This window comes from Kitasatospora sp. NPDC101801 (genome assembly GCF_044766665.1).
Lineage (GTDB): Bacteria > Actinomycetota > Actinomycetes > Streptomycetales > Streptomycetaceae > Kitasatospora.
Window position 1 is genome coordinate 232,807 of the sequence record NZ_JBIWML010000004.1, and the last position, 22,123, is coordinate 254,929.

The window sequence follows — 22,123 nt, forward strand, 5'->3', positions numbered from 1 at the left end:
CGAGGGGGGCTTTTCTGCCCGACCGCGCCGACTTCCGGGTGGAATCGCTGCCCGATTTCGCGCAATTTCCGGCCAGAATCGGCAACACGGCAGATCGGAGGGGTGCGGGGTGTACCGCTGTGGAACCTCTCTTCGATAGTCTGGTCAGCAGTGGGCCGCGCCGTGCGCCGCGCCCGCCCCGCCGGGGCAGCTGTCGCGAAAACCCCGCACACGTACCACCGCAGGCCCGACCCCAACCGGGCCGTCACCTCCCAGGAGAGTCCCACCACCATGGCTGGTCCCGCGTTCCGTGCTGCCGCCGTCCGGGTCCGGGTTCCCGCGACCAGTGCCAACCTCGGCCCCGGCTTCGACGCCTTCGGACTCGCCCTGGGCCTGTACGACGACGTGGTGGTCCGGGTCGCCGAATCCGGTCTCTCGGTGGACATCGCCGGTGAGGGTGCGGCCACCCTGCCGCGCGACGAACGGCATCTGATGATCCGTTCGATGCGGGCCGCCTTCGACCGCCTCGGCGGACAGCCGCGCGGCCTGGAGGTGGTCTGTGCCAACCGGATACCGCACGGCCGGGGCCTGGGCTCCTCCTCCGCCGCGATCTGCGCCGGCATCGTCGCCGCCCGCGCCGTCACCATCGGCGGCCCGAGCGCGCTGGACGACGCCGCCCTGCTGGCCCTCGCCTCCGAGCTGGAGGGCCATCCCGACAACGTCGCCGCCTGCCTGCTGGGCGGGTTCACCATCGCCTGGACGGACGAGGACTCCGCCAAGGCGGTCCGGCTGGAGCCGTCCGAGCTGGTCGTGCCGGTGGTCTTCATCCCGTCCACCGAGGTGCTCACCGAGACCGCCCGGGGCCTGCTGCCGAAGACCGTCCCGCTCTCCGACGCCGCCGTCAACGCCGGTCGGGCCGCCCTGCTGGTGGAGGCTCTGACCAACCGTCCGGAACTCCTCCTGCCCGCCACCGAGGACCGCCTGCACCAGGACTACCGGGCCTCCGCGATGCCGGAGAGCGCCGGTCTGGTGGGCGCCCTGCGAGCCGAGGGCGTCCCGGCCGTGATCTCCGGCGCCGGCCCCACCGTGCTGGCCCTCGCGGACGAGGCGAACGCCGAGAAACTGCTCTCCTTCGCAGGTGACGGCTTTGCCGCCCACCGGCTCCGGCTCGACGGCACCGGTGCCTCGGTGCTCCCGCTGGACGGCTGAGCAAGACGGTCGCACCGACACGATTGACGAGAACGGGGCCGGGGAATGTCTCAGGGGGTCGGTAGTGTTAACCTCATTGCTGCACCAGGTGCCCTCCGGGGTGCCGTGCGCCACGTCCCGATCCCGAGCCTCCGCTGTTGCGGCCAGTCCGCACGAGTGGGGCCGTGGACGAACGGGACCACGATTCTCCGGGAGCCCTCCGCAGCGCGTACGCAGCCTGCCTGCGCAATGGCGGCCGTTTCCCGAAGCCGTGACGGCACCTGACTCCCTCCCGCGGCCTCCCACATAGAGGCACGCCCGGATGGGGCCCGGCCACCGTCACGCGACGGGGGCCCGGGTATCGCAGGCAGCGGGGCCGGCACGAGACCGATCCGCGCCACTCCGCACCACCGTGCACATCGCAGCTCTTCCCCGACTGGCAGCGCCATTCGGGGGATCACCGCCTCGGACCGACGCAGTCAAGCGTTGGTCAGGACAGCACAACCGGTCGCCGAGCCAGACAGGCCGACGTCCGCTCCAGGGAAGGACCCTTAGTGAGCGACTCCACCGATCTGATGGGCGCGCGCCCCGACGCCGACGCGTCAGACACCGCCGCCCCGGCGGCTCCGGCCAAGCGCCGCCGTACCGCTGCCGCGGGCCTCGACGGCCTGGTCCTGGCCGAGCTGCAGAAGCTCGCCTCGACCCTCGGGATCAGCGGTACCGGCCGTCTCCGCAAGAGCCAGCTGATTGACGCCATCAAGGAGAAGAGCGGGGGCGACCCGCTGCTGGCAGGCGCCGCCGCCCCGGCCGCTCCCGCCAAGCGGGCCGCCAAGGCCGCCGCTCCGGCCGCCGTCGAGGCCCCCGTGGCCGAGCCGAAGGCCGACGCGCAGGCCGAGGAGGCCGCTCCGCCGCGGGCCGCCCGCCGGACCAAGGCCGCCGCGGCCGCCCCGGCCGCCGAGCCGCAGGCCCAGATCGAGATCCCGGTCCAGGCCGCCGCCGAGACCGCCGCCCCGGCCCGCGCCGAGCGGACCCGCCGCCGGGCCACCTCGGCCGCCGGTGCGCCGACCGCCGAGGCCGCCGCCGCGGCCACCGCCGAGTCGACCGCCACCGCGGTCGCCGACACCCGTACCGACGCCCGGACGCTCGACGCCGAGGGCCGGACCGAGACCCGTCGGGACCGCCGCGACCGCCGCGACCGCCGGGAGGGCGGCGAGCGCACCGAGACCACCGAGGGCCAGCCGGCCCAGGCCGGTCAGGACGGCGACAGCCGCGAGTCGCGCCGGGACCGCCGCAACCGCCGGGACCGCACCGACCGTCCGGAGCGCGGTGAGCGCCAGCAGGGTCAGCAGACCCAGCAGGGTGGCGGCCAGGACAGCGCCCCGCAGCAGAACCGTCAGCAGAGCAGCAGCCAGCAGCAGCAGCCGGTCGGCGGCTACGACGACGACGAGTTCGGCGACGGCCGTCGCGGCCGTCGGGGTCGCTACCGCGACCGTCGGGGACGTGGCACCCGGGGCGAGCGCTTCGAGGCCGGTCCGGCCGAGGTGCAGGTCAACGACGACGACGTGCTGATCCCGGTCGCGGGCATCCTGGACATCCTCGACAACTACGCCTTCGTCCGGACCTCCGGCTACCTGCCCGGTTCGAACGACGTCTACGTCTCGCTGGCCCAGGTCCGCAAGAACGGCCTGCGCAAGGGCGACGCGATCACCGGTGCGGTGCGCCAGCCCAAGGACGGCGAGCGCCGCGAGAAGTTCAACGCCATGGTGCGGCTGGACTCGGTCAACGGCATGGACCCGGAGAGCGGCCGCAACCGCCCCGAGTTCGGCAAGCTGACCCCGCTCTACCCGCAGGAGCGGCTGCGGCTTGAGACCGACCCGGGCATCCTGACCACCCGCATCATCGACCTCGTGTCGCCGATCGGTAAGGGCCAGCGCGGTCTGATCGTCGCCCCGCCGAAGACCGGCAAGACGATGATCATGCAGGCGATCGCCAACGCGATCACCCACAACAACCCCGAGTGCCACCTGATGGTCGTCCTGGTCGACGAGCGTCCGGAAGAGGTCACCGACATGCAGCGGTCGGTCAAGGGCGAGGTCATCTCCTCGACCTTCGACCGCCCGGCCGAGGACCACACGGTCGTCGCCGAGCTGGCCATCGAGCGCGCCAAGCGCCTGGTCGAGCTGGGTCACGACGTGGTCATCCTGCTGGACTCGATCACCCGTCTGGGCCGCGCCTACAACCTGGCGGCGCCGGCCTCCGGCCGCATCCTGTCCGGTGGTGTCGACTCGACCGCGCTCTACCCGCCGAAGAAGTTCTTCGGCGCGGCGCGCAACATCGAGAACGGCGGCTCGCTGACCATCCTCGCCACCGCGCTGGTGGAGACCGGCTCGCGGGCCGACGAGGTGGTCTTCGAGGAGTTCAAGGGCACCGGCAACATGGAGCTCAAGCTCGACCGCAAGCTCTCGGACAAGCGGATCTTCCCGGCCGTCGACGTCGACGCGTCGAGCACCCGTAAGGAGGAGATCCTGCTGGGCAGCGAGGAGTTGGCCATCACCTGGAAGCTCCGCCGGGTGCTGCACGCGCTGGACTCGCAGCAGGCGATCGAGCTGCTGCTGGACAAGATGAAGCAGACCAAGAGCAACGCCGAGTTCCTGATGGTGATCGCCAAGAACACCCCCGGCCAGGACTGACCTCCCGGCAGGAACAGAGAGCCCCGGACCGCAACCGCGGTCCGGGGCTCTCGCGTCTCCCTGGGCGACCCGTGAAACGGACTTATCGGTATCCGACTCCCTTATGCTCAGAATGAAGGTCATACCGACCAAGCCCCAGAGAACTGAGGACGAGACGCTATGGCCGAGCACCGACGCAAGACCCTGAGCCGGCGGATACGCCTGCGCAGGACCATCGCGTGCACGGTGGCCGGGCTGCTGGTGCTCGGCGGCGGGGCGGCCGGGTACGCGTACTGGAAGCTCAACGGGAACATCAAGAGCATCGACATCGACGCCCAGCTCGGCACCGCCCGGCCGCCGGCCTCGACCAACGGCTCGTTCAACGTCCTGGTGCTCGGCTCGGACTCGCGGAACGGCAAGAACGGCGACCTGGCCGGCGGCGACACCGACGGCACCGCCCGTTCGGACACCGCGATGGTGGTGCACGTCAACCAGGCGCACACCCAGGCCGAGGTGGTCTCGATCCCCCGCGACACCCTGGTCGCCCGGCCCTCCTGCACCGCCGTCGGCAGCGCCGCCGCGGTGCCCGCCGCGAAGAGCGTGATGTTCAACACCGCGTACGAGGTGGGCGGCCCCGCCTGTGCGGTGAAGACCACCGAGCAGCTCACCGGGCTGCGGATGGACCACTTCGTCGAGATCGACTTCGCCGGCTTCGCATCCTTCGTGGACGCCATCGGCGGGGCCACCGTGACCACCACGGTGCCCATCGACGACCAGGACAGCGGCCTGCACCTGGCGGCCGGCACGCACCTGCTCAACGGCGACCAGGCCCTGGCCTTCGTCCGGACCAGGCACGGCGTCGGCGACGGCAGCGACCTGGGCCGGATCGAGCTGCAGAAGCAGATGGTCAAGTCGCTCCTGACCCAGGTCAAGGGCATGGGGCTGTTCGGCAACCCGGCCAAGCTCTGGTCGGTGGGGGACAAGCTCACCAAGAGCATCACCACCGACTCCGACCTGGCCTCGGTGAGCGCCCTGGTCGGCCTGGCCGACACCCTCAAGCCGATCGGCCCGGAGAACCTCAGCATGGTCACCCTGCCGGTGGTGACCGCCCCGAGCGACCCGAACCGGGTGATCCCGGCCGAACCCCGGGCCGCCGAGCTGTGGCGGGCGCTGGCGGCCGACCGGGCGGTGCCGGAGTCGGTGCTGAGCAGCCAGCCGGCCAATCCGGCCGAGGCGACCCCCTCGGCCCCAGCCGGGGCCGCCCGGAGCGGGGCCTCGGCCTCTCCCCGCAGGTAGCCGGAATACCCGCGGCCCGCACTCGGTTTGGGAAGATGCGGTCAGTCCTGGCAGACTGGTCCGTCGGTCCCGGTTCACGTGCGGCTGTCAGCTGCCGACCCGGTGCCCTCCCGAACACTAGGAGAACCCCTTGAAGCCCAACGTTCACCCCGAGTACGTGGTCACCAACGTGACCTGCACCTGCGGCGCCGAGTTCACCACCCGCTCGACCGAGACCAGCGGCGTCATTCGCGCCGAGGTCTGCTCGCAGTGCCACCCGTTCTACACCGGCAAGCAGAAGATCCTGGACACCGGTGGCCGCGTCGCCCGCTTCGAGGCCCGCTTCGGCAAGAAGCTCTCCGCGAAGCAGGACTAGCGTCCGTACGGCGCCGGTCCGGGCGTACCCAGCTACTCATGGGTGCGCTCGGACCGGCGCCGTTCGCGTCTCCCCCCACTCGCCACCCTGTCCATGCAGCTTCAGCGGAAGTAGGCCCACCCGATGTTCGAGGCAGTCGAAGAGCTCCTCACCGAGCACGCCGCCCTCGAGACGAGGCTGGCCGACCCCTCGGTCCACGCCGACCAGGCGAACGCTCGCAAGCTCTCCAAGCGGTACGCCGAGCTGACCCCGATCACCCGTACCTACCGGGCCTGGAAGCAGGCCGGGGAGGACATCGAGGCCGCTCGTGAACTCGCGCTCGAGGACTCGGACTTCATCGCCGAGATGAAGTCCTCGGAGGCCCGGCGCGACGAGCTGACCGAAGAGCTGCGGGTGCTGCTGGTGCCGCGCGACCCCAACGACGAGAAGGACGTCATCCTGGAGGTCAAGGCGGGTGAGGGCGGCGAGGAGTCCGCGCTGTTCGCCGGCGACCTGCTCCGGATGTACCTGCGGTTCGCCGAGCGGGTGGGCTGGAAGACCGAGATCATCGACGCCAACGAGTCCGACCTCGGCGGCTACAAGGACGTCTCGGTCGCCGTGAAGACCAAGGGCACCCCCGAGCCCGGCCTCGGGGTCTGGGCCCGGCTCAAGTACGAGGGCGGCGTGCACCGCGTGCAGCGTGTGCCGGCCACCGAGTCGCAGGGCCGGATCCACACCTCGGCGGCCGGCGTGCTGGTCACCCCGGAGGCGGAGGAGGTCGAGGTCGAGATCATCGCCAACGAGCTGCGGATCGACGTCTACCGCTCCTCGGGCCCGGGCGGGCAGTCCGTCAACACCACCGACTCGGCGGTCCGGATCACCCACCTGCCGACCGGTATCGTGGCGTCCTGCCAGAACGAGAAGAGCCAGCTGCAGAACAAGGAGCAGGCCATGCGCATCCTGCGTTCGCGGCTGCTGGCCGCCGCGCAGGAGGCGGCCGACCTGGAGGCGTCGGACGCCCGGCGCAGCCAGGTCCGCACCGTGGACCGCTCCGAGCGGATCCGGACGTACAACTTCCCGGAGAACCGCATCTCGGACCACCGCACCGGGTTCAAGTCGTACAACCTGGACCAGGTCCTGGACGGCGAGCTCAACGCGGTGATCCAGTCCTGCGTGGACGCCGACGCGGCGGCCAAGCTGGCCGCCGCCGCCCAGGAGAACTGACCCGGACAAGGGGTGTACGGATGAACCTGCTGCTCGCCGAGGTGGCCCAGGCCACCCAGCGGTTGGCCGCGGCCGGGGTGCCGTCGCCGCGCTTCGACGCGGAGGAACTCGCCGCTCACGTCCACAGCGTCAAGCGCAGTCAGCTGCACACGGTGAAGGACAGCGAGTTCGACGCCCGGTACTGGGAGGCCATCTCCCGCCGGGAGGCGCGCGAACCGCTCCAGCACATCACCGGCCGGGCCTTCTTCCGCTACCTGGAGCTGGAGGTCGGCCCCGGCGTCTTCGTGCCCCGGCCCGAGACCGAGTCGGTGGTCGAGTGGGCCATAGACGCCGTCCGCGACATGGACGTGGCCGAGCCGCTGGTGGTCGACCTGTGCACCGGCTCCGGCGCGATCGCGCTGGCGCTGGCCCAGGAGCTGCCGCGCTCCACCGTGCACGCCTTCGAGCTGGACGAGGGCGCGATGAAGTACACCCGGCGCAACATCGCCGCCAGCACCGACCGGGCCCGGGTCACCCTGCACGCGGGCGACGCGACCCGGGCGTTCGAGGACGACCGCTCCTGGGACGGCCGGTTCGACCTGGTGATCAGCAACCCGCCGTACATCCCGCTCACCGAGTGGGAGTACGTGGCGCCCGAGGCCCGCGACCACGACCCGCAGATGTCGCTGTTCTCCGGCGAGGACGGCCTGGACGCGATCCGCGGCATCGAGCGGGTCGCCGCCCGGCTGCTGCGCCCCGGCGGCGTGGTGGTGATCGAGCACGCCGACACCCAGGGCGGGCAGGTGCCGTGGGTGTTCCGCGAGGAGAGCGGCTGGACGGACGCCGCCGACCACCGGGACCTGAACAACCGGCCGCGCTTCACGACCGCACGCAAGGCGTCGCTGTGAACCGGCTCCTGACGACAAGCCAGTTTTCCGAGAGGGGACCGCACCGATGAGCCGCCGCTACGACTGCGCCGACGCAGGCGACCGTGAGACTGGGCTGCGCGAGGCCGCTTCGGCGATCCGCCGGGGCGAGCTGGTCGTGCTGCCGACCGACACCCTGTACGGGATCGGTGCGGACGCGTTCAGCCCGGAGGCGGTCGGCGCCCTGCTGGACGCCAAGGGACGCGGCCGGAACATGCCCTCCCCGGTGCTGGTCGGCTCGCCGACCACGCTGCACGGGCTGGTCACCGACTTCTCCGAGCAGGCCTGGGAACTGGTGGACGCGTTCTGGCCGGGCGGGCTGACCCTGGTCGCCAAGCACCAGCCGTCACTGCGCTGGGACCTCGGCGACACCCGGGGCACCGTCGCGGTCCGGATGCCGCTGCACCCGGTCGCGCTCGAACTGCTCAACAACGTCGGCCCGATGGCGGTCTCCAGCGCCAACCGGACCGGCGGCCCCTCGCCGTCCACCTGCGACGACGCCTTCTCCCAGCTCGGTGACTCGGTCGCGGTCTACCTGGACGGCGGCAACGCCGACTTCGGGGTGGCCTCGTCCATCGTCGACGTCACGGGCAAGGTCCCGGTCCTGCTGCGGGCCGGCGCGATCAGCGCCGAGCAGCTGAGGGAGGTCGTACCGGACCTGGAGGCCGGCAGTTGACAGCGGCCTCGCTGCACGGCGCCTCCGCCGGCCTCGGCATACCCGGGTACGTCACGGTCTCGCCGCGGCCCCTCGACTCCTTCCGCATCCTCTTCGTCTGTACCGGCAACGTCTGCCGGTCGCCGATCGCGGAACGGCTGACCCGGCACGAGCTGGACACCCGGCTCGCGGACTTCGCCGGCCGGATCGTGGTGGAGAGCGCCGGCACCTGGGGGCACGAGGGTGCCCCGATGGAGGCGCACGCGGCCACCGTGCTCGGTGAGTACGGGGTCGGCGCCGACGGCTTCGCCGGGCGCGAGCTGCTGGACGAGCACGTGATCGACGCCGACCTGGTGCTCACCGCGACCCTCGACCACCGGGCGCAGGTGATCTCGATGGGTCACGCGGCCGGTCTGCGGACCTTCACCCTCAAGGAGTTCACCCGGCTGGTCCGGCGGATCGACCCCTCCACCCTCCCCGATCCCCGGGGCGGCGCCGAGGTCACCGAGCGGGCCCGCGCCCTGGTCCGGGCGGCCGCCGCCCTGCGCGGCTGGCTGCTCGCCGCGACCCCCGAGTCCGACGAGGTGGACGACCCCTACGGCGCCCCGATCGGCATGTTCCGCAACTGCGGCGAGGAGATATTCGACGCCCTCGACCCGGTCGTGACCGCACTCACCGGCGTACACAGCAACGCGACCCGCTAGGCAGGCGCTCGCCGTCTTCGGTCCAGGGGCTCGGGGCGGTGTTGTTGTACGGCTCCGCTGCGTGGGCGACGCCGATCTTCTGCACGAGGTGCACCACCAGGGGCTCGGGGAACGGCGATGCCGGCCCTTGCAAGGTGATCGTTGCGTGGGGGGCCAGGGACTTTCGTAGGTGACCCGAGCGCCAGATCTCCTCGCAGTTCCCCGAGCCCCTGGGTAGTAGTCGGCTGGGCGCCCGCCGAAGGCGCAGCCCCGAGCCCCTGGGTAGTCGACCGCTGAGTGCCCCGCGAAAGCGACGCGCCAACGGGGGCAGCTCTACTGGGTGTATGGGCGGGCCGTCGGGGGAGGCCCGGCCTACGCTGGGTGATGCCGCCCGAATTGTCCGCTGCCCGGGAGCTTTGCCATGACCGTCACCCCTGATGTGCAGCTCTCCTGGACCGCCCCCGCCGCGCTGCGGGAGGCCGATCCGCAACTCGCCGACCTGCTCGCCGCCGAGGCGGGCCGCCGGGCCGAGAGCCTGCAGCTGCTGGCGGGGGAGAACCTCGCCACCCCGGCCGTGCTCGCGGCCCTGAGCGGCCCGCTGGTGGACAAGTACGCCGAGGGCTATCCCGGCCACCGGCACCACAGCGGCTGCGCCCTCGCGGATGCCGCCGAGCTGCTCGCGATCGACCGGGCGAAGCGGCTGTTCGCCGCCGAGCACGCCAACGTCCAGCCCCGGTCCGGGACTTCGGCGATGCTGGCGGCGTACGCGGCGCTGCTGCGGCCGGGCGACCTGGTGCTGGCGATGTCGCTGGAGCACGGCGGGCACCTGAGCTGCGGCTCGCGGGCGAACTTCTCCGGCCGGTGGTTCGAGTTCATCGGGTACGGGGTGCGCGAGCAGGACCAGCTGCTCGACTACGACCAGGTCCGCGAGCTGGCCCGGCTGCACCGGCCGAAGGCGATCGTGGCAGGTGGGATCTCCTACCCCCGGCACCTGGACTGGGCCGCCTTCCGGGAGATCGCGGACGAGGTGGACGCCTACCTGATCGCCGACACGGCGCAGACCACGGGCCTGGTCGCGGCGGGTCTGGCACCGAGCCCGGTGCCGTACGCGGACGTCACGGTGGCCGCCACCCACAAGCTGCTGCGCGGGCCGCGCGGCGGGTTGCTGCTGTGTTCGGAGCAGCTGGCCGGGCGGGTGGACCGGGCGGTGTTCCCGTTCAGTCAGGGCGGGGCGGCGATGAACGAGGTGGCGGCCAAGGCGGTGGCGTTCGCGCAGGCGGGTACGCCGGAGTTCGGCGCGTACCTGCGGCGTGCGGTGGACGGTGCACGCTCCCTGGCCGGGGCGCTCGGCGCGGCCGGTGCGCCCCCGCTGACCGGCGGCACCGACACCCAGCTGGTGACGGCGGACGTCGGGGCGCTCGGTCTGACCGGCGTCGAGGCCGAGCGGCGCTGCGCGGCGGCCGGACTGATGCTCGGCAAGTGCGCGCTCCCGTTCGATCCGGCCCCGCCCGCCGAGACCTCGGGTATCCGTCTGGGCACGGGTGCGGTGGCCGCCCAGGGGATGACCGTCGAGGGCATGGCCGAGGCCGGGGAACTGATCGGACGCCTGCTCAGAGGCGGTGCGACGGCCGATATCGGGGCCCGGGTCAGGGAGCTGGCGGCCGCGCTCGGCGAAAACTGACGGGCCGGAACACCCGGGAAGGCGAACCGCGATGCACACGCGGCGCGTCCGACTCAATAAGGTGTGCTCCGTGGCGACGCACCTCGAACCCCGGGCAAGCACGGGGGTACCTTCGGTACCCACCGGTCGGACCGTCGCGCAGGAGGTCAGTGGTGCGTGAGTATCTGCTGGTCCTGTTCGTGACCGCGGCGGTCACCTACCTGCTGACCGGTCCGGTCCGGAAGTTCGCGATCGTGGCCGGCGCGATGCCGCCGGTCCGGGCCCGCGACGTACACCGGGAGCCGACCCCCCGGTTGGGCGGGATCGCGATGTTCGGCGGTCTGTGCGCCGGTCTCGCGGTCGCCTCGCAGCTGACCCACCTGGGCAACCTGTTCATCCAGAGCGCGGACATCCGGGCCCTGCTGGCCGGGGCCGGGATCATGTGGCTGCTCGGCGTGCTGGACGACAAGTGGGGCGTGGACGCCTTGGTGAAGCTGGGCGGTCAGATGATCGCCGCCGGTGTGATGGTCTGGCAGGGCGTCACGGTGATCTCGATCCCGGTCCCCGGCGTCGGCCCGGTCTCGGTCACCCCCACGATGGGCATGGTCATCTCGGTCACCCTGGTGGTCGTGATGGTCAACGCGGTGAACTTCATCGACGGCCTGGACGGCCTGGCCGGCGGCATGGTCTGCATCGCCGCGATGGCGTTCTTCCTCTACTCCTACCGGCTCTGGTACGGCTACGGCATCAACGACGCGGCCCCCGCCGTGCTGTTCAGCGCGGTGCTGATCGGGATGTGCCTGGGCTTCCTGCCGCACAACCTGCACCCGGCCCGGATCTTCATGGGCGACTCGGGTTCGATGATGCTCGGCCTGATGCTCGCGGTCGCCGCGATCTCCATCACCGGCCGGGTCGACCCGGACCTGATCACCGATCAGACCGGGTCGCAGACCGCCACGGTGCACGAGCTGGTGCCGATCTACATCCCGCTGCTGCTGCCGCTGACCGTGATCGCGCTGCCGCTGGCCGACCTGCTGCTCGCGGTGGTCCGCCGGACCTGGGCGGGCAAGTCCCCGTTCGCCGCGGACAAGCAGCACCTGCACCACCGGCTGCTGGAGGTCGGGCACTCGCACAGCCGGGCCGTGCTGATCATGTACTTCTGGGCCGCGCTGATCGCCTTCGGCACGGTGGCCTTCTCGGTCCCGGGCCGGGGCCGGACGCTGGTGCTCGGTCTGGCCGGGCTCTGCCTGCTCGGCATCGTGGTGCTGATGATGCCCCGGTTCCGCCCGCGCGCCCCCCGGGTGGTGCAGGCCTTCGTGCCGCCGCGCTACCGCAAGGGCCCGGCCGCCGAGGCCGGGACCGAGGTCCGGGACGAGGTGACCCCGTCCGGGACGCCGGCGATGGCGGAGCTGTCGGCCGACGACAAGGAGCTGCTCGTCCGGCTCGGCACCGGCGCCACCGCGGTCGGCGGCCGGAGCGAGAAGCAGGGCTGACTGGCCGTCAACTGCCTTCACCCGTACGGCGGCACTGTTGGGCCGTCGGTGTGACAGGTGCCACACCTACATGGTAAAGCTCTAATCAAATAGTTTGTGATACCGTTCACGAGTACCGAGAACACGCCGAAAGACCTGACAGGTGGATGACTTCCGTCCCTGGTCGGTCTCCCTCGACGGGCTCGCCGTCGAGCGGCCTGCCCATGGCGGATGTCCTCGGTGCGGTGTCACCACCGCGTCCCAAAGCGCCGTCCCCCCGTTTCTCGACATGCCGCCGGAGCTGCCGACATGCCGTCCCACGACGCCCGGATCCCGTTCCGCGGCGCCGCAATTTCCACTGCGGCCGCCGGAGTTGTCGCCACCGCGATCTCCACTGCGGTGGTGGGTACCAAGGGCCTGATCGGCGCTCTCGCTGCGACGCTGCTGGTGCTGGCCTTCTTCATCTTCGGTCAGATCGCGCTCGACCGGCTGACCAGGAACAATCCGCACATGCTGATGGCCGGCGCCCTGCTGGTCTACACCACCCAGATCCTGCTGGTGGGCATCGTGCTCGCGGTGTTCAAGGACACCTCACTGTTCAACACCAAGGCGTTCGCCTTCACGCTGCTCGGCTGCGTTCTGACCTTCACCGGGTTCCAGGTCCGCGCAGGCATGAAGGCCAAGCTGTACTACGTGCAGAACGACCCCTCGGACCAGAAGGACAGCAAGCCGTGAGCGGCTCCGGCTGTCCCTCGCACGAGGGGGGCGGTGTTTATGCCGTCCTGACGGACTGCTATCGTCCGTCGCGACGAACGAGTACGGGACGTGGCCAGGTCTCTCCGCACGGCGGACGGATCGCCCCCCGCACTCACCGAGTCTTCAACGATCCCGCGGCATCGGACGACGCCGTGCAGGGTCGGCGAGATACCCAACAAGTTCCAGTGCCGCACCGTGGCCGCAGGCCGCGCCGACACACCGAGGTTGCCGTAACCATGCGTCATGACGAAGGAGTCTGTGGTGGGTGCTGACGTAACGCAGCTCGCCTCTGAGGCCGGGTGCCACCTGTTCTCCGGTTGCGGCTTCCCCGCCCCTGGCCTCAACGAGTTCCAGTTCGAGCCGATCTTCACCATCGGCAGCATCGAGTTCAACAAGCCGATGCTGCTGGCGTTCCTCTGCGCCTTCCTGGTGATGGCCTTCTTCTGGGCCGCTTTCGCCAAGCCGAAGCTGCTCCCGGGGAAGCTCCAGCTGGTCGGTGAGATCGGCTACGACTTCGTCAAGCGATCCATCGTGATGGAGACGATCGGCAAAAAGGGCGAGAAGTACGTCCCGATGCTGGTCTCGATGTTCTTCTTCATCTGGATCATGAACATCATGTCGATCATCCCGTTCGCACAGTTCCCTGTGATGGCGGCGATCGCGTTCCCGGCCGGCCTTGCGGCCGTGGTCTGGTTCACCTACATGTTCCTGACCTTCAAGACGCACGGCTTCGTCGGCGGCTTCAAGAACCTGTGCTGGCCGTCCGGTATCCCCGGCTGGGTCATGTTCATCCTGGTGCCGATCGAGTTCTTCTCGAACATCTTCGTTCGCCCGTTCACGCTCGCGGTCCGAGCCTTCGCGAACATGTTCGCGGGCCACCTGCTGATCGTGATGTTCTCCATCGCCTCCTGGTACCTGCTCAGCCCGAGCATCGGCGCGCTGTACGGCTCGGTCTCCTTCGTGGTGACCATCGGCCTGACCGCCTTCGAGCTGCTGGTCCAGTTCCTGCAGGCCTACATCTTCGTGATGCTGGCCAGCAGCTACATCGCCGGTGCCCTCGAAGAGGCGCACTGAGCTCTGCGGCCGCTTGGCTGCACACTTCCCCCAGTACGCCCGGTGGCCAACCACCACCGGCTCACCACCCCGCAAAGGACATGAAATGTCGCAGCTCGCTGAGGTCTACGGTTCCGTCGCCTCCATCGGTTACGGCCTCGCGGCGATCGGCCCCGGCATCGGCGTCGGTCTCATCTTCGGTAACGGTGTGCAGGCCATGGCTCGTCAGCCCGAGGCTGCCGGTCTGATCCGTTCCAACATGTTCATCGGCTTCGCGCTGACCGAGGCGCTCGCCCTCATCGGCATCGTCATGCCGTTCGTCTTCGGCGCCGGCAAGTAATTCACCGTAATTACCTGTCGTAGCCCCATTCGACGAAAGGTTCAGATATGAGCGCCTCCGTGGCACTCCTCCTCGCGGAGGAGGGGGAGAAGATGAACCCCCTTCTGCCCGCGTGGCCCGAGATCGTCATCGGCCTGCTCTGCTTCTTCATCGTCTTCGGCATCCTCGGCAAGAAGCTCCTGCCCAGCATCGAAAAGGTGCTGGCGGACCGCCGGGACGCGATCGAGGGCGGCATGGAGCGTGCGGACGCTGCTCAGGCCGAGGCCCAGGCCCTGCTCGAGCAGTACCGTGCCGAGCTCTCCGAGGCGCGTCACGAGGCCGCTCGTATCAACGAGCAGGCTCGTGAGCAGGGCGCTGCCCTGATCGCCGAGATGCGCGAGGAGGGCCAGCGTCAGCGCGAGGCCATCGTCGCCGCCGGCCACGCGCAGATCGAGGCCGACAAGAAGCAGGCGACTGCCGTCCTGCGTCAGGACGTCGGTTCGCTCGCCTCGCAGCTCGCCTCCCGCATTGTTGGCGAGTCCCTCGAGGACTCCGCCCGGCAGAGCGGCGTGATCGACCGCTTCCTGGACGACCTGGAGGCCAAGGCCTCTGCGGCCCAGGGTGCGTCCAAGTGATCGGCGCCAGCCGTGAGGCCCTGGCCGCCGGCCGGGAGAACCTCGAGAGCCTGACCGACAACACCTCGGTGGACGCGGCCAAGCTCGCCCAGGAACTCACCGCCGTGACGGCGCTGCTGGACCGCGAGGTCTCGCTGCGCCGGGTGCTGACCGACCCCTCGCGGTCCGGTCAGGACAAGGCCCAGCTGGTCGGCTCGCTGCTGGCCGGTCAGGTCTCCGGCGAGGCCGTCGACCTGGTCTCCGGCCTGGTCCGGTCGCGCTGGTCGGGTGGCCGTGACTTCGCGGACGCGGTCGAGGAACTCGCCGCCTACGCCGAGGTCATCGCGGCCGACCAGGCCGGTCAGCTGGACGACGTCGAGGACGAGCTGTTCCGTTTCGGACGGATCGTCAGCGGCTCGCACGAGCTGCGCAGCGCCCTCACCGAGCCGAAGGCCGGCCCCGCCGCCAAGGCGGAGCTGGTCAAGAAGCTGCTCGGTGGCCGGGTGAACGCGGGCACCGCCCGTCTGGTCAGCACGCTGGTCACCGACCCGCGTGGCCGTAGCCTGGAGAGCGGACTGGAGTCCTACTCCAAGCTCGCAGCTGCCCGGCGTGGCCGCGTGGTGGCCCTGGTCACCAGCGCCGTTCCGCTGTCGGACGATCAGAAGGACCGCCTGGGCAGTGCGCTCGGCCGGCTCTACGGCCGCCAGGTGCACCTGAACATCGACGTGGACCCCACGGTCCAGGGCGGCGTCCGGGTGCAGATCGGTGACGAGATCATCGACGGCACCGTGTCGAGCCGTCTCGAAGGCGCTCGCCAGGCCCTCGAAGGCTGACGACCCACCAGCATCATCCGACCCTCGGTCGGGAACCGGCTCCGCCGGGAGTCGGCACAGCCGGCCCCCCGGGGTCGGCAAATCGTACGGCCGGTTCGGATGACCCGGCCGAGAGTCGAATACTTGCGGCCCTCAATGGCGGGCCGAGGATCGCAAACTAGGAGAGCAGGGAAGCCTGATGGCGGAGCTTACGATCCGTCCGGAGGAGATCCGGGACGCGCTGGCCGACTTTGTCCAGTCGTACCAGCCGGACGCCGCCTCGCGTGAAGAGGTCGGTACGGTCACCGAGGCCATGGACGGTATTGCCAAGGTCGAGGGCCTGCCCTCGGTCATGGCCAACGAGCTGCTGAAGTTCGAGGACGGCACCCTCGGCCTCGCGCTGAACCTCGACACCCGCGAGATCGGTGTCGTCGTCCTCGGTGAGTTCAGCGGCATCGAGGAGGGTCAGACGGTGCACCGCACCGGCGAGGTCCTCTCCGTTCCGGTCGGCGAGGGCTACCTCGGCCGTGTCGTGGACCCGCTGGGCAACCCGATCGACGGTCTGGGCGACATCGCCTCCAGCGGCCGCCGCGCCCTGGAGCTGCAGGCCCCGGGCGTCATGGTCCGCAAGTCGGTGCACGAGCCGATGCAGACCGGCATCAAGGCCATCGACGCGATGACCCCGATCGGCCGTGGCCAGCGTCAGCTGATCATCGGCGACCGCCAGACCGGCAAGACCGCGGTGGCGATCGACACGATCATCAACCAGCGTGACAACTGGCAGTCGGGCGACCCGAAGAAGCAGGTTCGCTGCATCTACGTCGCCATCGGCCAGAAGGGCTCCACCATCGCGTCCGTGCGCGGTGCCCTGGAGGAGGCCGGCGCGCTGGAGTACACCACCATCGTGGCTGCTCCCGCCTCCGACCCGGCCGGCTTCAAGTACCTCGCCCCGTACACCGGTTCGGCCATCGGCCAGGAGTGGATGTACGACGGCAAGCACGTCCTCATCATCTTCGACGACCTGTCGAAGCAGGCCGAGGCGTACCGTTCCGTCTCGCTGCTGCTCCGTCGTCCGCCGGGCCGCGAGGCCTACCCGGGTGACGTCTTCTACCTGCACTCCCGTCTGCTGGAGCGTTGCGCGAAGCTCGGCGACGCGCTGGGCGCGGGCTCGATGACCGGCCTGCCGATCATCGAGACCAAGGCCAACGACGTGTCGGCGTACATCCCGACCAACGTCATCTCCATCACCGACGGCCAGATCTTCCTGGAGTCCGACCTGTTCAACGCCGGCATCCGCCCGGCCGTGAACGTCGGTATCTCGGTCTCCCGCGTCGGTGGCTCGGCCCAGATCAAGGCGATGAAGTCGGTCGCCGGCCGGCTGCGCCTGGACCTGGCCCAGTACCGCGAGCTGGAGGCGTTCGCCGCCTTCGGTTCCGACCTGGACCCGGCCTCCAAGGCCCAGCTGGAGCGCGGTGCGCGCATGATCGAGCTGCTGAAGCAGGGTCAGTACCAGCCGTTCCCGGTCGAGGAGCAGGTCGTCTCGATCTGGGCCGGCACCACGGGCAAGCTGGACGACGTCCCGGTCGCGGACATCCGTCGCTTCGAGCGCGAGTTCCTCGACCACCTGCGGACCTCGAAGAAGGACCTGCTCGCGGGCATCGTCGAGACCAGCAAGCTCGAGGACGGCACGATCGACGCGCTCACCGAGGCGATCGCGGCGTTCAAGCTCGGTTTCACCACCGCCGACGGCAAGCTCCTCGGCGAGCAGGCCTGAGTCCGGTAGCGAGGGAAAGGACGTAACGACCCATGGGAGCACAGCTTCGGGTCTACAAGCGCCGGATCCGCTCTGTCACCGCGACGAAGAAGATCACCAAGGCGATGGAGATGATCTCCGCGTCGCGCATCGTCAAGGCGCAGCGCGCGGTGGCCGCCTCCACTCCGTACGCCGATGAGCTCACCCGCGCGGTGACGGCGGTGGCCACCCGGTCCAACGCCAAGCACCCGCTGACCACCGAGAACCCCGGCGCCTCGCGCGCCGCGGTGCTGGTGATCGCGGCGGACCGTGGTCTCGCCGGTGGTTACTCGACCAACGCCATCAAGCAGGGCGTGGCGCTCAGCGCCAAGCTCCGCGCCGAGGGCAAGGACGTGGTGACCTACCTGGTCGGCCGGAAGAGCGTCTCGTACTACAACTTCCGCAACCTTGAGGTCGCGGGATCGTGGACGGGCTTCTCCGACAAGCCGACCTACGGGGACGCCAAGCGGGTCGCGGCCGATCTGATCGAGGCGTTCACCGCCGAGACCGGTGGGGTGGACGAGCTCCACCTGGTGTCCACCAAGTTCGAGTCCATGCTGACTCAGACCGCCGTGGACGTCCGGCTGCTGCCGCTGAAGCTGGACGAGGTCCAGCTCAGCGACAACAAGCCGGCCAAGTCGGAGATCTTCCCGCTGTACGACTTCGAGCCGTCGGCCGAGGGCGTCCTCGACGCCCTGCTGCCGCGGTACGTCGAGAGCCGGATCTACAACGCGCTGCTGCAGTCGGCCGCTTCGGAGCACGCCGCTCGCCGGCGCGCGATGAAGTCCGCGACCGACAATGCGGGAGAGCTCATCAAGTCGCTCACGCGGCTTGCCAACTCGGCCCGTCAGGCCGAGATCACCCAGGAAATCAGCGAGATCGTCGGCGGTGCCAACGCCCTCGCCGACGCTAGCCGCGGGAGCGAATGAGAATGACCACCACAGTTGAGCCGACCACGGCGACGGGCCGCGTCGCGCGGGTCATCGGCCCGGTCGTCGACGTGGAGTTCCCCGTCGACGCGATTCCGAGCATGTACAACGCCCTGCACGTCGAGGTGGAGAACCCCGACGGCACCGGCACCAAGGTGCTGACCCTCGAGGTCGCGCAGCACCTCGGCGACGGCCTGATCCGCGGCATCTCGATGCAGCCGACCGACGGCCTGGTCCGTGGCGCGACCGTCACCGACACCGGTTCGGCGATCTCCGTCCCGGTCGGCCAGATCACCAAGGGCAAGGTCTTCAACGCCCTCGGCGAGGTGCTGAACGTCGACAAGGCCGAGTTCGAGAAGCAGGTCGAGGTCCGGTGGCCCATCCACCGCACCGCCCCGAACTTCTCCGAGCTCGAGTCGAAGACCGAGATGTTCGAGACCGGCATCAAGGTCATCGACCTGCTCACCCCGTACGTGACCGGTGGCAAGATCGGTCTGTTCGGTGGTGCCGGTGTCGGCAAGACCGTCCTCATCCAGGAGATGATCTACCGCGTCGCCGAGAACTTCGGTGGTGTGTCGGTCTTCGCCGGTGTCGGCGAGCGCACCCGTGAGGGCAACGACCTCATCCACGAGATGGTCGACTCGGGCGTTCTGGACAAGACCGCGCTGGTCTTCGGCCAGATGGACGAGCCGCCGGGCACCCGTCTGCGGGTCGCGCTCTCCGCGCTGACCATGGCGGAGTACTTCCGTGACGTCGAGAAGCAGGACGTGCTCCTCTTCATCGACAACATCTTCCGGTTCACCCAGGCCGGTTCCGAGGTGTCGACCCTGCTCGGCCGGATGCCCTCCGCGGTGGGTTACCAGCCGAACCTGGCCGACGAGATGGGTCTCCTCCAGGAGCGCATCACCTCGACCCGCGGTCACTCGATCACCTCGATGCAGGCGATCTACGTCCCCGCGGACGACCTGACCGACCCGGCGCCGGCCACCACCTTCGCCCACCTCGACGCGACGACGGTGCTCTCCCGTCCGATCTCCGAGAAGGGCATCTACCCGGCCGTCGACCCGCTGGACTCCACGTCCCGCATCCTGGACCCGCGCTACATCGCGCAGGACCACTACGACACCGCGATTCGCGTCAAGGGGATCCTGCAGAAGTACAAGGACCTCCAGGACATCATCGCGATCCTCGGTATCGACGAGCTGTCCGAGGACGACAAGATCACCGTGCACCGCGCACGTCGGATCGAGCGCTTCCTCTCGCAGAACACCTACGTCGCCAAGCAGTTCACCGGCGTCGACGGTTCGACCGTGCCGCTGTCCGAGACGATCGAGGCGTTCAACGCGATCGCGGACGGCAAGTACGACTCGACGCCGGAGCAGGCGTTCTTCATGTGCGGTGGCATCGAGGACCTCGAGCGCAACGCCGCCGAGCTGGCCAAGAAGTAGTTCCGGCCGGTTCGAGAGCCCGACTGACCGTGAGGGGTGGTCCCCGTCCCTGGGGGCCGCCCCTCACGGCTGGACCGGACGATTCGCTGTGATCCCGGTCATCTCCGTGTCCTTGGTTTCATGCCGGGGGTGCGGGCCCGTTATTCTTACCGCAATCGCCGAGGCACTCGGCGGTCGCCAGAGCCTAGGAGCCCACGTTGGCTGAGCTGCACGTCGAGCTGGTCGCAGCCGACCGCAAGGTGTGGTCCGGTGCGGCCACCATCGTTGTCGCCCGTACGGCCTCCGGTGACACCGGCATCATGCCGGGTCACACCCCGGTGCTGAGCGTGCTGGAGACCGGTCCGGTCACCATCCGCACCACCGACGGCGGCACCGTCGTGGCCGCCGTCCACGGTGGCTTCATCTCCTTCGCCGACAACAAGCTCTCTCTGCTCGCGGAGATCGCCGAGCTGGCGGACGAGATCGACGTCGCCCGGGCCGAGCGCGCGCTGGAGACCGCCAAGAGCGAGCTCGACGCGCACGCCGAGCGCCGCGCCGAGGTCCGCCTCACCGCGGCCGGTCGTCGCAAGGCCGCCTGAACGTACGTCAGCACGACCGACGGTCCCGGGGACGCGAGAGCGTGACCCCGGGACTGTCGTATCAGTTGGTAGGACAGTGCCGTCGTTGATACGACCGGCAACGGGGATGCGGGTAGCGAGGAGGTCGGTGAGCATGGTCCTCGCCCTTGTGGTGTGCGCGGCGGTCGTGGCGCTCTGCGTGCTGGGTCTGGTGGTCTTCGCGGTACGCCGCCGGGTGATCCAGCGAGTAGGCGGTACGTTCGACTGCAGTTACCGGCTCAAAATGCCGGCCGACGCCTCCACGCAGCCCGATCTCGACAGCAACGGCGAGCCCACCTCAGCCCCGGTCCCGGTGACCGACGGCAAGGGGTGGGTTTTTGGTATCGGCCGCTACAGCGGTGACTCGATCGAGTGGTTCCGGGTCTTCAGCTACGCCCCCCGCCCGCGCAGGGTGCTGCCGCGCCGGGAGATCGAGGTGCTCGGCCGCCGCTACCCCGAGGGCCAGGAGGAGCTCGCCCTGCTCTCCGGCTCGGTGGTGCTGCGCTGTCTGCACAACGGTGTCCCGCTCGAACTCGCGATGAGCGACGACGCCTTGACCGGCTTCCTGGCCTGGCTCGAGGCGGCTCCGCCCGGCCAGCGGGTGAACGTCGCCTAGCGGGCTGGGTGCAGCGCCACCCGCCCCGACACCGCTGCACCCCGCTCAGCCCGCGCCCGGCCCCCGATCGCGTCACACTGGATTCAGGGTCCTCTCGTCCGAGGGAGCTGGGACCATGTTGACGCAAGCGACCATTCACACCACCCTGCCGGTGACCGACCTGGGCCGGGCCGAGCAGTGGTACCGGGACAAGCTGGGGATGACTCCGGCCGAGGAGATGGACGGCGGGGCGCTGTACAAGACGCCCGGCGGCGAGTTCCTGCTGTTCCCGACGCCGATCACCGAGCGGGGCGGGCACACCCAGGTCAGCTTCGAGGTCTCCGACCTGAAGGCCGAGATGGCCGAGATGCGCGGGCACGGGGTGGTGTTCGAGGAGTACGACATGCCGGAGTTCAAGACCGTCGACGGCATGGTGTCCTGGGACGGCGGAGCGGCGGCGTACTGCAAGGACAGCGAGGGCAACCTGCTCTGCGTGGCGGAGATGCACCACCACTGAGCCGAAGCGCCCCGTTAACGCGCTCTAACCGAGGCGCTAGGCTGCGGCCCATGGTCAACCTCACGCGCATCTACACCCGTACCGGCGATGACGGCACCACCGCGCTCGGTGACATGAGCCGCACCAGCAAGACCGATCCCCGGCTGGTCGCCTACGCCGACACCAACGAGGCCAACGCCGCGATCGGCGTGGCGCTGGCCGCCGGTGCGCTGGCCGAGGACGTCGTGACGGTGCTGGTGCGGATCCAGAACGACCTGTTCGACGTCGGCGCCGATCTGGCCACCCCGGTGGTGGAGGACCCGAAGTACCCGCCGCTGCGGGTGCTGCAGTCCTACGTGGACCGGCTGGAGAGCGACTGCGACCACTACCTGGAGCAGTTGGAGAAGCTGCGCAGCTTCATCCTCCCGGGCGGCACCGTCGGCGCCGCCCACCTGCACCTGGCCTGCACCGTGGTGCGCCGGGCCGAGCGGGCCACCTGGGCGGCGATCGAGGAGCACGGCGACAGCGTCAACCCGCTCACCGCCAAGTACCTCAACCGGCTCTCCGACCTGCTCTTCATCCTGGCCCGGGCCGCCAACAAGGAGCGCGGCGACGTGCTCTGGGTGCCGGGCGAGAACCGCTGACGGA

General features: G+C 69.9%; 22 protein-coding genes. All 22 read left to right on the forward strand.

Annotated features, from left to right (window positions below; translation table 11 throughout):
- Window positions 1–270: 270 nt before the first annotated feature.
- Window positions 271–1,188: a homoserine kinase gene (gene thrB / locus ACIRPK_RS08780; protein WP_403034965.1), complete on the forward strand. Its 918-nt coding sequence runs from the start codon at window positions 271–273 to the stop codon at window positions 1,186–1,188.
- A gap of 533 nt (window positions 1,189–1,721) precedes the next feature.
- On the forward strand, window positions 1,722–3,857 hold the full coding sequence (rho, locus tag ACIRPK_RS08785) for a transcription termination factor Rho (protein WP_403034967.1): 2,136 nt from the start codon (window positions 1,722–1,724) through the stop codon (window positions 3,855–3,857).
- A 159-nt stretch (window positions 3,858–4,016) separates the two neighbouring features.
- Window positions 4,017–5,132, forward strand: a complete 1,116-nt coding sequence (locus tag ACIRPK_RS08790) for an LCP family protein (RefSeq protein ID WP_403034969.1) — start codon at window positions 4,017–4,019, stop codon at window positions 5,130–5,132.
- A 130-nt stretch (window positions 5,133–5,262) separates the two neighbouring features.
- Complete coding sequence (gene rpmE / locus ACIRPK_RS08795) at window positions 5,263–5,487, forward strand: 50S ribosomal protein L31 (protein ID WP_350663492.1); 225 nt, start codon at window positions 5,263–5,265, stop codon at window positions 5,485–5,487.
- Window positions 5,488–5,610: 123 nt separating this feature from the next.
- Entirely contained in the window at window positions 5,611–6,690 is a 1,080-nt protein-coding gene (gene prfA, locus ACIRPK_RS08800) for a peptide chain release factor 1 (protein WP_403034972.1), read from the forward strand.
- Window positions 6,691–6,710: 20 nt separating this feature from the next.
- Window positions 6,711–7,577: a peptide chain release factor N(5)-glutamine methyltransferase gene (gene prmC, locus ACIRPK_RS08805; RefSeq protein ID WP_403034975.1), complete on the forward strand. Its 867-nt coding sequence runs from the start codon at window positions 6,711–6,713 to the stop codon at window positions 7,575–7,577.
- 46 nt (window positions 7,578–7,623) lie between these two features.
- Window positions 7,624–8,271, forward strand: a complete 648-nt coding sequence (locus ACIRPK_RS08810; protein WP_403034978.1) for an L-threonylcarbamoyladenylate synthase — start codon at window positions 7,624–7,626, stop codon at window positions 8,269–8,271.
- Between the two features lie 38 nt (window positions 8,272–8,309).
- Window positions 8,310–8,954 (forward strand): protein-tyrosine-phosphatase, encoded by a 645-nt coding sequence (locus ACIRPK_RS08815; RefSeq protein WP_403035155.1) that lies wholly within the window; start codon window positions 8,310–8,312, stop codon window positions 8,952–8,954.
- A 400-nt stretch (window positions 8,955–9,354) separates the two neighbouring features.
- Window positions 9,355–10,614 (forward strand): serine hydroxymethyltransferase, encoded by a 1,260-nt coding sequence (glyA, locus tag ACIRPK_RS08820; protein ID WP_403034981.1) that lies wholly within the window; start codon window positions 9,355–9,357, stop codon window positions 10,612–10,614.
- A 152-nt stretch (window positions 10,615–10,766) separates the two neighbouring features.
- Window positions 10,767–12,086, forward strand: coding sequence for an MraY family glycosyltransferase (locus ACIRPK_RS08825; RefSeq protein ID WP_403034984.1), 1,320 nt, complete (start codon window positions 10,767–10,769; stop codon window positions 12,084–12,086).
- A gap of 288 nt (window positions 12,087–12,374) precedes the next feature.
- Window positions 12,375–12,800 (forward strand): hypothetical protein, encoded by a 426-nt coding sequence (locus tag ACIRPK_RS08830; RefSeq protein ID WP_403034986.1) that lies wholly within the window; start codon window positions 12,375–12,377, stop codon window positions 12,798–12,800.
- Window positions 12,801–13,064: 264 nt separating this feature from the next.
- A complete protein-coding gene (atpB, locus tag ACIRPK_RS08835; RefSeq protein ID WP_403034989.1) occupies window positions 13,065–13,895 on the forward strand; it encodes a F0F1 ATP synthase subunit A in 831 nt (276 codons plus the stop codon).
- Between the two features lie 85 nt (window positions 13,896–13,980).
- The gene (atpE, locus tag ACIRPK_RS08840; RefSeq protein WP_345290108.1) at window positions 13,981–14,214 is read left to right on the forward strand and encodes an ATP synthase F0 subunit C; all 234 of its coding nucleotides are present in this window, start codon (window positions 13,981–13,983) and stop codon (window positions 14,212–14,214) included.
- Window positions 14,215–14,261: 47 nt separating this feature from the next.
- A complete protein-coding gene (locus tag ACIRPK_RS08845) occupies window positions 14,262–14,828 on the forward strand; it encodes a F0F1 ATP synthase subunit B (protein ID WP_403034993.1) in 567 nt (188 codons plus the stop codon).
- Complete coding sequence (locus ACIRPK_RS08850) at window positions 14,825–15,640, forward strand: F0F1 ATP synthase subunit delta (protein ID WP_403034996.1); 816 nt, start codon at window positions 14,825–14,827, stop codon at window positions 15,638–15,640. Before ACIRPK_RS08845 ends, ACIRPK_RS08850 begins: the two co-directional genes overlap by 4 nt.
- Before the next feature lie 178 nt (window positions 15,641–15,818).
- A complete protein-coding gene (gene atpA, locus ACIRPK_RS08855) occupies window positions 15,819–17,393 on the forward strand; it encodes a F0F1 ATP synthase subunit alpha (RefSeq protein ID WP_403034999.1) in 1,575 nt (524 codons plus the stop codon).
- A 32-nt stretch (window positions 17,394–17,425) separates the two neighbouring features.
- Complete coding sequence (locus tag ACIRPK_RS08860; RefSeq protein WP_403035002.1) at window positions 17,426–18,340, forward strand: F0F1 ATP synthase subunit gamma; 915 nt, start codon at window positions 17,426–17,428, stop codon at window positions 18,338–18,340.
- A 2-nt stretch (window positions 18,341–18,342) separates the two neighbouring features.
- Window positions 18,343–19,788, forward strand: coding sequence for a F0F1 ATP synthase subunit beta (atpD, locus tag ACIRPK_RS08865; RefSeq protein WP_403035005.1), 1,446 nt, complete (start codon window positions 18,343–18,345; stop codon window positions 19,786–19,788).
- Window positions 19,789–19,985: 197 nt separating this feature from the next.
- The gene (locus ACIRPK_RS08870) at window positions 19,986–20,366 is read left to right on the forward strand and encodes a F0F1 ATP synthase subunit epsilon (RefSeq protein ID WP_403035008.1); all 381 of its coding nucleotides are present in this window, start codon (window positions 19,986–19,988) and stop codon (window positions 20,364–20,366) included.
- A gap of 133 nt (window positions 20,367–20,499) precedes the next feature.
- The gene (locus tag ACIRPK_RS08875; protein WP_403035011.1) at window positions 20,500–21,000 is read left to right on the forward strand and encodes a DUF2550 domain-containing protein; all 501 of its coding nucleotides are present in this window, start codon (window positions 20,500–20,502) and stop codon (window positions 20,998–21,000) included.
- 115 nt (window positions 21,001–21,115) lie between these two features.
- Window positions 21,116–21,496 (forward strand): VOC family protein, encoded by a 381-nt coding sequence (locus ACIRPK_RS08880; protein ID WP_403035014.1) that lies wholly within the window; start codon window positions 21,116–21,118, stop codon window positions 21,494–21,496.
- 50 nt (window positions 21,497–21,546) lie between these two features.
- Window positions 21,547–22,119: a cob(I)yrinic acid a,c-diamide adenosyltransferase gene (locus tag ACIRPK_RS08885; protein WP_403035017.1), complete on the forward strand. Its 573-nt coding sequence runs from the start codon at window positions 21,547–21,549 to the stop codon at window positions 22,117–22,119.
- Window positions 22,120–22,123 lie beyond the last annotated feature (4 nt).